The organism is Pseudomonas sp. D4-21 (assembly GCF_051132125.1).
Lineage (GTDB): Bacteria > Pseudomonadota > Gammaproteobacteria > Pseudomonadales > Pseudomonadaceae > Aquipseudomonas.
Map to the genome: position 1 here is coordinate 2,551,782 of NZ_CP071664.1, position 14,460 is coordinate 2,566,241.

At 63.7% G+C, this 14,460-nt stretch carries 3 protein-coding genes; all 3 read left to right on the forward strand.

Annotated features, from left to right (window positions below):
- Positions 1-10: 10 nt before the first annotated feature.
- The 3 genes from J3Q04_RS11560 to J3Q04_RS11570 are packed head-to-tail and all read left to right on the forward strand — an operon-like array spanning position 11 to position 14,456.
- Positions 11-9,037, forward strand: a complete 9,027-nt coding sequence (locus J3Q04_RS11560) for an amino acid adenylation domain-containing protein (protein WP_434606044.1) — start codon at positions 11-13, stop codon at positions 9,035-9,037.
- Positions 9,034-12,816 (forward strand): non-ribosomal peptide synthetase, encoded by a 3,783-nt coding sequence (locus J3Q04_RS11565; protein WP_434606042.1) that lies wholly within the window; start codon positions 9,034-9,036, stop codon positions 12,814-12,816. Before J3Q04_RS11560 ends, J3Q04_RS11565 begins: the two co-directional genes overlap by 4 nt.
- Complete coding sequence (locus tag J3Q04_RS11570) at positions 12,813-14,456, forward strand: cyclic peptide export ABC transporter (RefSeq protein ID WP_434606039.1); 1,644 nt, start codon at positions 12,813-12,815, stop codon at positions 14,454-14,456. The genes J3Q04_RS11565 and J3Q04_RS11570 overlap by 4 nt, the downstream gene beginning before the upstream one ends.
- Positions 14,457-14,460: the final 4 nt, after the last annotated feature.

Genomic DNA, 14,460 nt, shown 5'->3' on the forward strand with positions numbered 1-14,460 from the left:
GATGAGTACGATGACGCAACAAGCTTTCCTGGAGATTGCGCAGCGGCTGGCATCCTTGCCCGCGGAGAAGAAAAAGGTCTTTCGCCAACGCCTGTCCGAGAAGGGCATCGACAGCTGGCGCCTGCCGATCGTCCCCGCTCTGCTCGGCGAAGGCGAACACAGGCCGCTGGCGCAGGCGCAGCGGCGCTTCCTGTCGGCTGAAGCCCTGAGCAGCCGGGCCCTTTATAACCTGTGCTCGGTGCTGCGCTTCGATGGGCGCCTGGATGGCGCGCGTTTGCAACAGGCGATGCAGCAGGTGGTCGACCGCCACCAGATCCTGCGCACGCGCTACAGCCCTGACACCAGCGGACAGTTGCAGCCCCATTGCGAGCCACAACAGGTGCACTTGCCGGGCGTCGAACGGTTGACCATCGCCGCATCCGAGCACGAGCAATGGTGTGCCGATGAATATGCCCGCCAACTCGCCGAGCCCTTCGACCTGGCGCAGTCGATGCCTTGGCGCTGGAAGGCATTCAGCGATGCCCAGGAGCATTGCACCTGGCTTTTTTTCACCATTCACCACGTCGCCTATGACGCCTGGTCGGCCCAACAACTGACCCTGGAACTGGCCGAGGCTTACCGGGCACTCGCTTCGAACGAGCCTGCCGCGTTAGCTGAACTGAGTATCCAGTACGCCGATTACGCCGCATGGGAACGTGAGTGGCTGGACAGCGATAGCTGCCGGCAGCATATCGATTTCTGGCGCGACCAACTGGCCGATGCACCGGCGCCGATGGCGTTGCCACTGGACCGTCCGCGCCCCACGTCCACGCAACGTCGCCACAGTGGCGCGGTCCTGGCCCGGGAGCTCCCGCCGCAACTGACCACGGCAGTCGAAAGCGCCATCCGCAATCATGGCGTGACGTTGTACATTTATGGCCTGACGGCATTCACCTGCCTGCTGTCGCGCTATAGCGGCGAGGCTGATCTGTGCCTGGGCACCTCGATTGCCCAACGTGACCGTCCGGAACTGGCATCGTTGATCGGGCCGTTACTCAATACCCTGGTGATTCGCCAGCGCCTTCAAGGCAATCCGGACTTCAGCAGCGCGTTGCAGCGCACCCGCGACACCGTTGCGGCGGCGTTCGACCATCAGCAGTTGCCCTTCGAAAACATCCTCGAAAACCTTGAACGTCCACGTTCGAGCCCGTTGTTCCAGGTCATGTTCGTCCAGGTCGATCTGCCCGAAAGCCGCACCCTGGCCTTGCCCGGCGTGGCGGTGGAGGTACTCGACCCGCCGCAACGCCACGCGCGTTTCGACTTGACGTTGCGCATGGTCCGTACCGCCGACGCGCGGCTGCGTTGCGAACTGGAATACAGCGACGAATTGTTCGACACGGCCACGGTCGAGCAAATGCTCGACGACTTGCTGGCGATCTTCCACGAGGGCTCGGCTCATCCGCAGCGGCGGTTGTCGGACCTGCAACTGGTTTCCACGCCGAGTGAAGTGCGCGGCCCGGTCCTGGGCGCGATCGCGTTGCCGTTGGACCAGCAGGTGCTGCATTGGGCCACGCATACGCCGAATGCCGTGGCGTTGTGCAGTGTGGAGCAGAGCATCGATTACGCCACGCTCGGCGCGGCCAGTCGCTCGATGGCCGCACGGCTGGCCGCGCAGGGCGTTGGGCCGGGTCAGGTGGTCGCGCTGTGCATGCCGCGCTGTGCCGAACAAGTGCTGGCGACCCTGGCGTGCTGGCAGCGTGGCGCCACCTGTCTGTTTCTCGACCCGGCGCAACCAGCCCGGCGACTCGCACAACTGTTGCACGACAGCGGCGCGAGCCTGTGGCTGACATTGGCGCAAGCACCCGAGACCGGCGTGGGCATCCCATGCCTGGTGCTGAGCGCCGACGATTGGTCTCTCAACGCGAACATCCACCAGTACGAAAGCCTCAGCCAGCCTCAGTTGCCTGCCTACCTGATCTACACGTCGGGCTCGACCGGCCAGCCGAAAGGCGTTCAGGTCACGCATGCCAACCTCGCCCATTACGCCAATGCCGTCGGTGAACGCTTGCAAGCCAAATCGGGTAGCCGCTGGGCGACCTTGGCAACGGTCGCCGCCGACCTCGGCTTGACCTCTGTTTTCGCCGCGCTCAACGCAGGCGACACGCTGGTATTGCCACCGGCGTCGTTGGCCTTCGACCCGCCCGGCTGGGCCGATTTTCTCGACCAATATCCGGCGGATTGCCTCAAGATCGCCCCTTCGCACCTGCGCGGTTTGCTGGCGTTGGACGACGCCCGTCGCGTGTTGCCCAAGGTGCTGTTGATTCTTGGTGGCGAGGGGTTCGACCAGGCGTTATTCGCCAAGGTGCGTGAACTGGCGCCGCAACTCCGTATCTTCAATCACTATGGCCCGTCGGAAACGACTGTCGGCGTGGTCTGCGGTGAAATTCTGGACTCCGAGGCGTTCGTAGCGGGTCAGTATCTGCCGCTGGGCCAGCCGCTGTCCGGCTGTGAGTTGCGCATCGTCGATGGTCAAAATCGGTGCGTACCGCTGGGTGTCGCCGGTGAGCTGCTGATTGGTGGTCCCCAGGTTGCCCAAGGCTATCTCGGCCAGCCTGAGTTGACAGCACGTGCGTTCGGCGTCACGGCCCAGGGCCAACGCTTTTATCGCAGCGGCGACCGGGTTCGCCTGGATCGCGACGGGCGCCTGGTGTTTCTCGGACGTCAGGACGATCAAGCTAAGATCCGCGGGTTCCGCGTCGAACCGGGCGAAGTCAGCGCCTGGCTCAACGCCCAGCCTCAGGTTCGCGAAGGCGCCGTGCTGGCTTGTGAAGTAAAAGGGCGGACGCAACTGGTGGCGTATGTCAGCCCCTCGATGACAACCCAAGCGCTGGCGGCGCTGCAAGCCGAGGCCAAGCGGCAACTTCCGGAACACATGGTGCCGGCCCATTGGTTGGCGCTGGACGCTTTGCCGCTGACTGCCAATGGCAAGCTGGACCGACGTGCATTGCCTGAGCCGACGATCGATGAGCCGGCCGCCGAAGCCACCGAGCAGCCCAGCGGAGCGACCGAACAACGATTGGCGCAACTGTGGTGCCAGATCCTCGGCTGCGCGCCAGTTGGCCGCGCGGACGATTTTTTCGCTCTGGGCGGGGATTCGATTCTCAGCCTGCAATTGATCGGCCTGGCATCCCGGGAAGGGCTCAAGCTGGAACCGCGGGACGTGCTGCAGCATCCGACCCTGGCGGCCATGGCCCTGTGCATCGACTGCCGCGCCGAGCCGGCATTGCTTGCGGTTCTGACGGCTTTTCGCGAGTTGCTCGGACAACCTGGCCTGGGGCCGGACGCCGATTTCTTTGCCATGGGCGGCGACTCGATCCTCAGCTTGCAGTTGATCGCGCGCTTGCGTCAGGCCGACTTGCGCCTGATGCCCCGGCAATTGCTGGAAAACCCGACCCCTCGGCAACTGGCCAAGGTGCTCGCACCGATCGTCGCACCGGTCGCTGATGCCGTGGCGCCGTGCGAGGACGCGGCGCAACCGCAGGCTCTGTCCCATGCCCAGCAACGGGTGTGGTTCATGCAGCAATTCGACCCGGCTGAAACCGCCTACAACGTTACCCAACTGTTGGCCTTGCGCGGCGAGCTGGATGTGCCCCGCCTGCAACGCGCCTGTCAGGCGCTGGTGACCCGGCATGACGCATTGCGCTGCCGTTTTTTCGAAGAGCACGGGCAAGTCTGGCAGCGGCTGGACGATACGACTGCACCGATCTTCAACGTCCATGACATCGGCGCCCTGAGTGACTCGGAACAGGACGCGGCCATTGCCAGTGCGGCCAAGCGGGTGTTCGATCTCACGCGAGGTCCGCTGCTGGCCATCGATGTGTTTGGTGTGGCGCCCGGCGACTATCGCCTGCTGTTCAACGTGCACCACATTGCCGTGGACGGTTGGTCGATGGGCTTGCTCGTCCAGGATCTGGCAGCGCTTTATCAAGATCAGACCCTACCGGCGGCAAGCGCTTTGCTGCCGTTGATCAAGGCGCATCGAGAGCGCTTGGATGGCGCGTATGGCAAGGATTCGTTGGCCTATTGGCAACAACGCCTGGAAGGCCTGGGCAACGAGCCGCTGGAGCTGCCTGAGCAATCCACGCGGCCGGCGGTGCAGGCGTTCGGTGGAGCGCGAGACGAATATGTGCTGCCCGGTTCGCTGAGCACTGCGGTCGAGGCGCGGGCGAGGGTGCTAGGCGTCACGCCGTTCGTGCTGTATTTCGCGGCCTATCAGTTGCTGCTCTGGCGCCACGGCGGGCGCAGTGATTTCGCCATCGGCTTGCCGGTGGCGGGGCGTGAGTCAATCCAGAGCCAGGCGTTAGTCGGGTTGTTCGTCAACACCCTGGCCCACCGTGTCCAGATCGACGGCCGCCAGAGCCTGCAAGCATTCGTCCAGGCACTGGACAGCACGCTGAATGAGGACCTGGCCCATCAATCGCTGCCGTTCGAGCAGTTATTGGAAGTGCTGGATGTAGAGCGCAGCCTGGATCGCACGCCGCTGTTCCAGACGATGTTCAACTATCAGGTCGACCATCAGGATTCCCGCAGCCTGAACCTGCCCGGCATCAGTGCCCAGGCTTTGGCGCTGCCGGGTGGCGTGGTGAGCGCCAAATTCGACCTGACGTTCAACCTGTTCACCCAGGGTCGCGGTGCCGAGGCCAGCACCGGTTTGATCGTCGAATACGCGACCGCATTGTTGCGGCCCGACATCACTCGCCGGTTGGTAGAGGATTACCAGGCATTGCTCGCCAGCCTGTCGGGCCAGGATCTTGATGCGCGCCTGCTGGAAATCCCGCTGCGTTCGGTTGCGACGTTGGCGACTGCCGGGAAGTCGTTGCCCTTGCACGGCGAAGCGGATTGGGTGACGCGTTTCGAAGTGCAAGCCGCTGTGCATCCCGAGTGCATCGCCGTCTATTGCGCCGACCGCCGATTGAGCTATGCCGCGCTGGAGGCCCAGGCTAACCGCTTGGCTCATTGGTTGCTGGCCCAGGGCGTCGGGCCTGAATCGTTGGTTGCCTTCTGCCTGCCTCGGGATGAACGCCTGTTGGTGTGCATGTTGGGCATCCAGAAGGCCGGTGCCGCCTATTTGCCACTCGACCGCGCCCATCCACCGGCCCGCCAGGCGCAAGTGCTCAACCGGGCGCAGCCACATATGCTGCTTTGCGATTCGACGACAGGGGATTGGCCTGCCGACCTACGTGTTTGCCTGTGGGCAGATCTGCCATTGGCGCAATTTCCCGCCCAGGCGCCTGGATTGGCGACGCACCTCGGGCAACTGGCCTACACCCTCTACACCTCGGGGTCGACCGGGCAACCCAAGGGCGTGCAGATCAGCCGCGGTAACTTTGCCAATTTCCTGCTCGCCATGGAGCAGGCGCTGCCCTTGGATAACGTGCAGCGTTACCTGGCCTTGACCACTGTCACTTTCGACATTTGTGGCCTGGAGCTCTGCCTGCCGCTGGTGCGTGGCGGCTCGGTGGTCCTGGCGGACGAGGACGAGCGCCAGGATCCGCTGCTGCTTGCACGCTTGATTAACGAACGGTCCGTTGACCTGATCCAGGCCACGCCCGCCACCTGGGCGATGTTGTTGCAAGGCGATCGCCGGGTGTTGGAAGGGCGAGTGGCCCTGGCCGGCGGCGAGGCGGTGCCGAAGGAGCTGGCCAGCGAGCTGAAGCAGCACGTGGCGCGCTTGATCAATGTCTACGGCCCGACCGAGACCACGGTGTGGTCGACCCAGACGCCGATCGACACACTTCAATTGCCCGTCGCCCCGATAGGCCGGCCGTTGCTCAACACCCGCTGCCATGTTCTCGATGAATACCTGTGTGAAATGCCGCCAGGCTGCGTCGGTGAACTCTATATCGCCGGTGACGGACTGGCCCGGGGTTATGCCGGGCAGCCGGGGCTGACCGCAGAGCGCTTCATTGCCGACCCGTTCGGTAACGGTGGTCGCTTGTACCGCACCGGCGATCTGGCGCGCTGGCAGCCCGACGGCCAGCTGTACTACCTCGGACGCACCGACGACCAGATCAAGTTGCGTGGCTATCGCATCGAACTGGGGGAAATCGAAGCCGTCCTGCTCAGCCATCCTCAAGTGCTGCAAACGGTGGTGGCCGTGCAAGGCGAGCAGTTGGCCGGATTCTGGGTGGCGAATCCTGACGATGCACCTGGTGAGGCAGCTGTTCGAGACTATTTGCAGGCGCGCTTGCCGGTCTACATGGTGCCGACGCACCTGCAGGCGCTTGAGCAACTGCCGCTCAACAGCAATGGCAAGGTCGATCGCAGACAACTGCCGCGCTTGCAATCGGTTGTCGGCAGCGCGCCAGCAACCGGGCGCCCGCTGTCGGCCGGCGAGGGGATGCTGGCGCAGATCTGGGCCTCGGTGCTGAACGTGCGGGACGTCCCACCCGACGGACATTTCTTCCAATTGGGCGGGCACTCCCTGATGGCGGCCCAGGTACGTGGGCGCCTGCGGGAACAGGGCTTCGAGGTGCCATTGCGCTGGCTGTTCGAAACACCGGTGCTGGCGCGACTGGCCGAGCGAATCGAGGGCCTCGCCGCTGAGCAGGATCTGGCGTCGGTGACGATTCCGGTGGTTGACCAATGCATCGATCAACCCTTGTCCTCGGCGCAGCAACGGGTCTGGTTGATGCAACAACTGGATGAGGTCGACAGCAGCTTCAACATGAGTAGCAACGTGCGCTTGCGTGGGGAACTGGATAACCAGGCCCTGGAGCGTTCGTTGCAACGGTTGGTGAATCGACATGCCATCCTGCGCACCACCTATCACCAGTGCGGCGGCGAGTTGCGCCAGCGAATCCACCCGCAATTGGCGGTGGCTTTGCAACGCCTGCCGTCGAGCGAATCGAAGTGGTCAATCAATGCCCGGGACATGGCGCTGCGACCGTTCGACCTCGGCAGCGAAGCGCCGCTTCGGGTGGTCCTGTATCGCCTCGGCGAACAGGAGCATGTACTGCAAATGGTCATGCACCACATTGCCTCCGACGGTTGGTCCGGCGCGGTGTTGGTCGATGAGCTGATTGAAGGTTACGAGGCCTACAGCACCGGCGTGCTGCCAACCCAGGAAGCGCTGCCGATCCAATACGTCGACTACGCCGTTTGGCAAGGTTCGGCGGCGGTCCAGTTGCGTCAAAGGGAAGGCTTGGAGTTCTGGCGAAGGACCCTGGCGGGGATTCCCGCGCAGGTGCCATTGCCATTCGATTTCCCGCGTCCGGAGCGTGATAGCGGTGCCGGGGCGGCGGTGGATTTCCAATTGTCGCCCGCCACGGTGGGCCGGTTGAAAACCTTTGCCCAGGACAGCGGCACGTCGCCGTTCATGGTGCTGCTGACGTGTTATGCAGCCGTGCTGCAACGTGAGACACAAGGCCGCGACCTGGTGATTGGCACGGACGTGGCGAACCGCGACCATCCAGCCACCGAATCGCTGATCGGCTTCTTCGTCAACCTGCTGGCCTTGCGTATCCGCGTGCAACCGGAATTGAGCTTCCGTGAGCAAGCCTTGCAAGTCCGCGAGCTGTGCCTGCAAGCGTTCGCCTGGCAGGACACGCCGTTCGAACGGGTCGTCGAATGCCTGGAGCTGCCGCGCGTGGCCAATGTGCACCCGCTCTTGCAGACCCTGTTCGTGCTCGACAACACGCCGCGCCAGCAGCGCCAGCAGCGCCAACTGGGCAATCTGCAGGTCGAGCCGCTGACGGGCGAGCAACACCATTCCAAGTTCGACATGGCCCTGTTCGCCAGCGAAGACGGTGATGCGATCAGCCTGCGCTGGGTGTACCGCACCAGCCTGTTCCGCCCGGCCACCGTCGAGCGCTTGCGCGGCGCCTTCGAGTCGCTGCTGGAGCTGGCCCTCGGCGCGCCGGACACCCCCATCGATACCATGATTGCGACTGTAAAGGGAGCTGCTGCAATGTCCACGGACAATCCGCTGCAACGCAAAATGAGCAAATTGGGCAAGATGCGCCAGAGTGGATCGGCGACGACCCGTGAACCCATCGAAGCCCGGCCGCTGCGAGAGGACTCGAAATTTCCGTTGCTGGTTTCCTTGCGGGACCGCGAGCTGGCCCCGGCCATCTGGGCCGAAGCCAACCGCGACAAGGTCGAGAACTGGTTGCGTGAGCATGGCGGCATTCTGTTCCGTGGCTTCGACCTGCCGACCCCGACGGATTTCGAGGCGTTCTGCCAGGCGCTGTGTCCGCAGTTGTACGGGCAGTACGGTGACTTGCCGAAGAAAGAGGGCGGCAAGAACATCTACAAGTCGACGCCATACCCCAAGGATCGGATGATCCTGTTCCATAACGAGAGTGCGCACCAACACCGCTGGCCACGTCGGCAGTGGTTCTACTGCGAGACGCCGGCGACGTCCGGTGGCGCGACGCCGATCGTCGACAGCCGCCAGGTCTACCGTGAACTGCCGGCCTGGCTGCAGGCCAACCTGCGCCGCAAGCAACTGATGTATGTGCGCAATTTCAGCACCAGCCTGGACGTCAGTTGGCAGCACTTCTTCCAGACCGGAGATCGGGCCGAGGTCGAGCGGATCTGCCATGAGAGCAGCATCGAGTTCCAATGGCGTGGCGCCAACGACCTGCACACCCGCCAAGTGTGCCCGGCGGTGATCCTGCACCCGTTGACGGGCGAAGAGAGCTTCTTCAACCAGATCCAGCTGTACCACCCGGCATTTCTCGATGCGGATATCCGCGAACAGTTCCTGCGCGACGGCGAGTCGGCCATGCCGAGGCAAGTGTTCTACGGTGACGGCTCGGAGCTTGAACCGGCGGCGATCGACGCCATCAATGCCGCCTACGACCGTTGTGCGGTGCGCTTCGACTGGCAACAGGGCGACGTGGTGATGCTCGATAACATGCTGGCGGCGCACGCCCGGGATCCGTTCGAGGGCGAGCGCAAAATCGTCGTGGCCATGGGTGAAATCTATGCCCGCCACCAAGTCATGGCCGCCCCGGCGCAGATCGAAGAAACACTTGAAGAGTTGACCCCATGATGGACCTTGGACTCACGCTTTCACCCCAGCAGAAACAACTGGCCCAGGCCAATCCGCACGCTTGGCGCTGGGTGCGCATGTCATTGACGGGCGTTGCCGAAGGCACCGTCGAGCAACGCTTGCGCGACAGCCTGGCGCAGCACCAGGCGCTGTGCCTGCGCTATGAGCGTCCGCTGGGCGCCACCGGGTTGCGCCAACGGGTAATCGAGCCTCAGGCATTGCGCCTGGACTGGCGCCAGGGGCGCACAGCCGACGGCCACGATGGGCAAAAATGGTTGGACGAGGCCCAGCGTCGTTGCCAGGCCGAACAGCCCGACGTGCTGGCCTGGCTGCTCGATGATCAATTGTTATTGGCGGTCCCGGTGTACTCGCTGGACGCGCGCAGCCTGGTCCAGTTGCGCGAGCACTTGCTCGGTCGCGCCGCGTCGCTCGATGACGAACCTATGCAGTACGCGGACTACGTCGAGTGGATCAATGGCCTGCAACTGGATGAAGACGCCGAGCAGGGCGCGCAGTTCTGGCGCAACCTGGCCTTGCAGGACGTCCCGGGCATGCGCCTCGTCGAGCGCTACGGTATTGCCGGCGGACGTCACGCGGTGGTCCGCCAGTCACTGGCGCCGACTCTTGCGCCGCTGCTTACGGCATTGGCCGATCGTGAAGGCGTGGCCGTCGAACAACTGGTGCTTGCCGCTTGGGGATCGCTGCTTGGCAGGCTCAACGGCCAACGCCAAGGCCAACTCGGTGTGCAGCACGACCCCCGTGACAACTACGAGGAGCTGGCCGGCGCGCTTGGGGTGTTCGAACAGACGTTGCCGATGGTGGTGCAACTGTCCGAGCACAGCACCCTGGTGAACCTGGCCCGGCAACTGGCCCGGCAATTGGAGAGTGCCGTCGACTGGCAGGAATACGTCGGCCAGGCGCAGTTGTTGCCGGAGTGGCGGGCCAGTTTCCAGGCAGGGTTGCAGGTAGTGCACGTGCCGCAACTGGGCGCGTTGCAGTGGCTATCGTTCGACACGCCGGTCGAGCTGCAGCTGCAATTGAGCCTTGACGCCCAGGGCAATGGCGAGCTGGCGCTGGCCTATGATTGCGGGGTGTATCGCGACGAGCAAATGCAGGCGTTGCTCAAGCGTCTCGAACACTGGCTTGGCCAAGTGGTGCAATCGCCCAATGGGCTTATCGATGGCTTCGATGCGCGTCTGCCCGAGGAGTCCCTGGCGTCGTCGACGCGTCCTGAGTTCGGAGCGGACCTGGACATCGTCGCGGCCCTGCGCCGGCACGCCCAGTCACACCCCAATCGGCCGGCGCTGCGTTATGCCGACCAGTTGTTTTCCTACGCTGAACTCGATGCCCTGAGTGACCGCGTCGCCGGCAGCCTGGATCAGGCGGGTGTGGGCCTTGAAGCGGTGGTGGGGCTGTATCTGCCACGCGGCGCGCAGATGCTGGTGGCGATGCTCGCCTGTTTCAAGGTCGGCGCCGCCTATCTGCCGCTGGATCCCCAGCAGCCGCCGCTGCGCCTGGCCGGGATCCTCGACGATGCTCAACCGGCATTGCTGCTGCACTTGGAAGGTTTGGCGCCGCAAACGTCGGCGCGCACGCTGTGCTGGTCCCAGGCGAGCAACGGGCCGCTGTTCGATACGCCGTATTTCGGCACTGCACAAGACCTGGCCTACGTGCTCTATACCTCGGGCACCAGCGGCAAGCCCAAAGGGGTGCAGATCGAACAAGGGCAATTGCGCCATTACGTCACCCAAGTGACCGGCGCGCTGCAACTGCCCGAGGGCGGGCATTACGGGCTGGTGTCCTCGCTGCTCGCGGACCTGGGCAACACCGTGTTGTTCCCGGCGTGGCTGCAGGGCGGTTGCGTGCACGTGCTGGCGCAATCGACCGTGATCGACGCCCAGGCTTTTGCCGAAGAGCTTCGGCGTTATCCCCTCGACGTGCTGAAAATCGTCCCGTCGCACCTCGCAGCCTTGATGGGCGAGCAGGCCGCCGACGTACTGCCACGCCAAGTGCTGGTGTTGGGCGGAGAACCGATCGGCGAGGCGTTGCTGACCCGTTTGGTCCAAGCCGGACCGACTTGCCGGCTGTATAACCACTACGGCCCGACCGAGACCACCGTCGGCGTGTTGTGGCGTGCCATCGATCTTGCGCAGGGCGTGAATGGCTGTGCGTTGAGCCAGGTGCTGGGGGACAACCGCGTTCATTTGCTCGACGAGCAGCAACGGCCAGTGCCCACAGGTCAGGCCGGCGAGTTGTGCATCAGCGGCGCCAGTGTCGGCAGGGGGTATGTCGGCAAGGTCGGCGGCGCTGCCTTCGGTGTCGATCCCGCCAGCGGTCAACGCCTGTACCGCACCGGTGACTTGGCCTTGCGCCAGGCCGACGGGGCCCTGCGCATTCTGGGGCGCAACGACCAGCAAGTGAAAATCCGCGGGTTTCGTCTCGAACTGGCGGAGGTCGAGCAGGCGATGCTGGCCCAGCCGGGCGTCTTGCAGGCCGCAGTGCTGTTGGATGGCGAGGGCGATCACGGGCGATTACTGGCCTTCGTGGTCACGGACGATGTTCAGTTCCAGGGGACGGATCCGTTGCGCGCCAGCTTGGCTCGTCAATTGCCGGATTACATGCTGCCCAGCGGAATCTTTGCGTTGAAGGCCATGCCTCTGAACAGCAACGGCAAGCTCGATCGTAAGCACCTGCTCGAACGGGCCCGGCAGCGATTGCAGAATACGCGGGTGAAGCCGGAGGGGGAGCTGGAGACGGTGGTCCTTGCGATCTGGTGTGACGTGCTGGGGGTCGATGACCTCGGCGTAACGGACAATTTCTTCAACGTTGGCGGGCATTCGCTGGCGGCGATCAAAGTGGTGTCGCTGATCCGTGAACGGTTGGGCCTCAACCTGCCGACCAATCTGTTGTTCGAGCGGCATACGGTGCGTGATCTGGTGCAGGACCTGGATGATATCGGCAGCGGCCCCTTTAAGATCTTGAGCGACGCCGATCCGCACGCACCGGCCTTGCTGGCGGTGCATGGTGCGCAAGGGCACCTGCAGGCTTACCAGCCGCTGGTGGAAAACCTGCGCGGCGAAGTGGCCGTCTTTGGCCTGGCCGCCCTTGAAAATGACTGGGCCCACGGTGATATGGATGCGCTGTTGCAGCAATACGTGGCGAGTATCCCGGTCCAGCTCAAACAGCGACCGATGGTGTTGTTGGGCTGGAGCCTGGCCGCGCGCCTGGCCTTGTTGCTGGTGCCGCATCTGCAAGCCAGCGGCTTCAGCGTCGAAGGCCTGGTGTTGCTCGATCACGATGCTCAGCGCAGCCTGGCCGGCGAGGGCGACGAAGCGGGCCAGTTGATTGCCGATTTCGCGTTTTATTGCCGCAGCCACGGCCAGCCGATCGGCGAGTCGCTACGGGAACGGTTGACGGGCCTGTTGGCCGGCCTCGACTATGCCGAGGGTGTCGCCCGGCTGCTCGACGATGAACAGGTGCGCGGGCACCTGCAATGGAAAGCGGCGGATGGTGAACTGCTGGCGCTGATGGCGCGATATCGCGCCATCAAGACCCGTTTGTACGAGCAGGCCTTGCCAACCGTTGACGTGCCAGTCTGGTTGTGGCGCGGCAATGCCCACGGCGACTTGCGCGCACAATGGCAAGTCCACGCGCGCCAACCGGTTAGCCAGTGGACGCTGGACGTGGGGCATCATGAGATGCTCGGCGAGCCGCGACTGGTCGAAAACCTGCTGCCTTTACTGTTGCAAACCTCTGCCAAGGTGGTGTCGGTCCCATGATGTTATTGAGAGAATTGCTGCACAACGCGCGATGGCGCATTTTCCTAGCGGTGCTGAGCAGTGCCCTGAGCGCGGCCACCAGTATCGGCCTGATCGGCTACATCAACCGCTGCCTGGAACAAGGTCTCAATGACCTCGGCCAGGGCTTGCTGCTGTTCGGTGGCCTGCTGGTGCTGTTGTTCATCAGCGGGGTCACCGCGCAATGGCTGCTGGTGCAGATCGGCCATCGGCTGGTGTACCAGCTGCGCTTGCGGCTGGTGGGCAAGGTGCTGGGCACCGCGCTGGAACGCATCGAACGGTTGGGCAGCCCACGCATCTACAACGCCCTGACCAAGGACGTGACCACCGTCGCCACGGCCTTCAAGCAATTGCCGATTTCCTTGTACAACGGCTTGCTGCTGTTGGCGGGGCTGGCCTATATGGCGTGGTTGAGCCTGCCGTTCTTCGGCCTGACGCTGGCAGTAATCGCCGCTGGCGTCGGCCTCGACGTGCTGCTCGGGCGCAAGGTCAAGACCTTGATGCAGGCGGTCCGGCAGCAGGACGACCAACTCACCGAGCAGTTCGAAGCCGCCATCCAGGGGCGTTGCGAACTGGGCCTGAGCCGGGAGCGTCGGCATTTGCTCTATCAACGCAAGCTCGAACCCATCGCCCGGGCGTCGCTGGACGCATCGGTACGCGCTGACACTTTGTGGGCCGTCAACCTGAACTGGACGACGTTGCTGGTGTTCGTGCTGATCGGCACGCTGTTTTTCCTCGGCCAGGGGCTGGGATTGCTGAGCCAGCAGGTGGTGGTGGGCTACGTCTTGGCGATCATGTTCCTGCGCACGCCGATCTCGATGATCCTCGACGCTATTCCCGCTGTCATTCGTGGTCATGTCGCTTTACAGGCCATTGATGCCCTGGCACTGGGCGAGACGGTAGAGTTCAAGGCGTCCGCGCAAGCAGCGCAGCCGTTTCGTGATCTGCGTCTGTCGAACGTGCATTACCGGTATGCCGGCAAGAACGAGGAATTTGCCTTTGAATTGGGACCGATCGACCTGACGATCCGGCGCGGCGAGTTGATCTTCATTGTGGGGGGCAACGGCAGTGGCAAGTCGACCCTGGCCAAGCTGCTGACCGGGCTCTATGTGCCCGCTTGCGGGGAAGTTTCACTCAACGGCGTGGTGCTCGATGCCAGCACCAGCGAATGGCATCGCGAGCACTTCGCCGCGATCTTTGCCGACTTCTATCTGTTCGCCGATGTGTTGGGCGAGGCGGGCGACCATGAAGGGCTGGAGGCTCGGGTGGATCATTATCTCGACCGCCTGGGGCTGGCCCACAAAGTCGAATTCGCCGCCGGACGCCTGTCCACCACCGCGTTGTCCCAAGGCCAGCGCAAACGCCTGGCGTTGCTGCTGATGATGATGGAAGGCCGTGAAGTGTTCCTGCTGGACGAATGGGCGGCCGACCAGGATCCGGTGTTCCGCCATGTGTTTTACAACGAGTTGCTGCCCGAACTGAAGGCGGCCGGCAAGACAGTGATCGCGATTACCCATGACGACCGTTATTTCGACGTCGCGGACCGGGTCTATCGTCTCGACTACGGCCACCTCGTCGATTACGACCGGGCGACGGAGAATCCCTTTCAATTGGCAAAATGATCGG

Bases quoted from the DNA above. Each gene is read 5' to 3' on its own strand.
- J3Q04_RS11565 (WP_434606042.1), top strand. From the start codon at position 9,034: ATGATGGACCTTGGACTCACGCTTTCACCCCAGCAGAAACAACTGGCC.
- J3Q04_RS11560 (WP_434606044.1), top strand. From the start codon at position 11: ATGACGCAACAAGCTTTCCTGGAGATTGCGCAGCGGCTGGCATCCTTG.
- J3Q04_RS11570 (WP_434606039.1), top strand. From the start codon at position 12,813: ATGATGTTATTGAGAGAATTGCTGCACAACGCGCGATGGCGCATTTTC.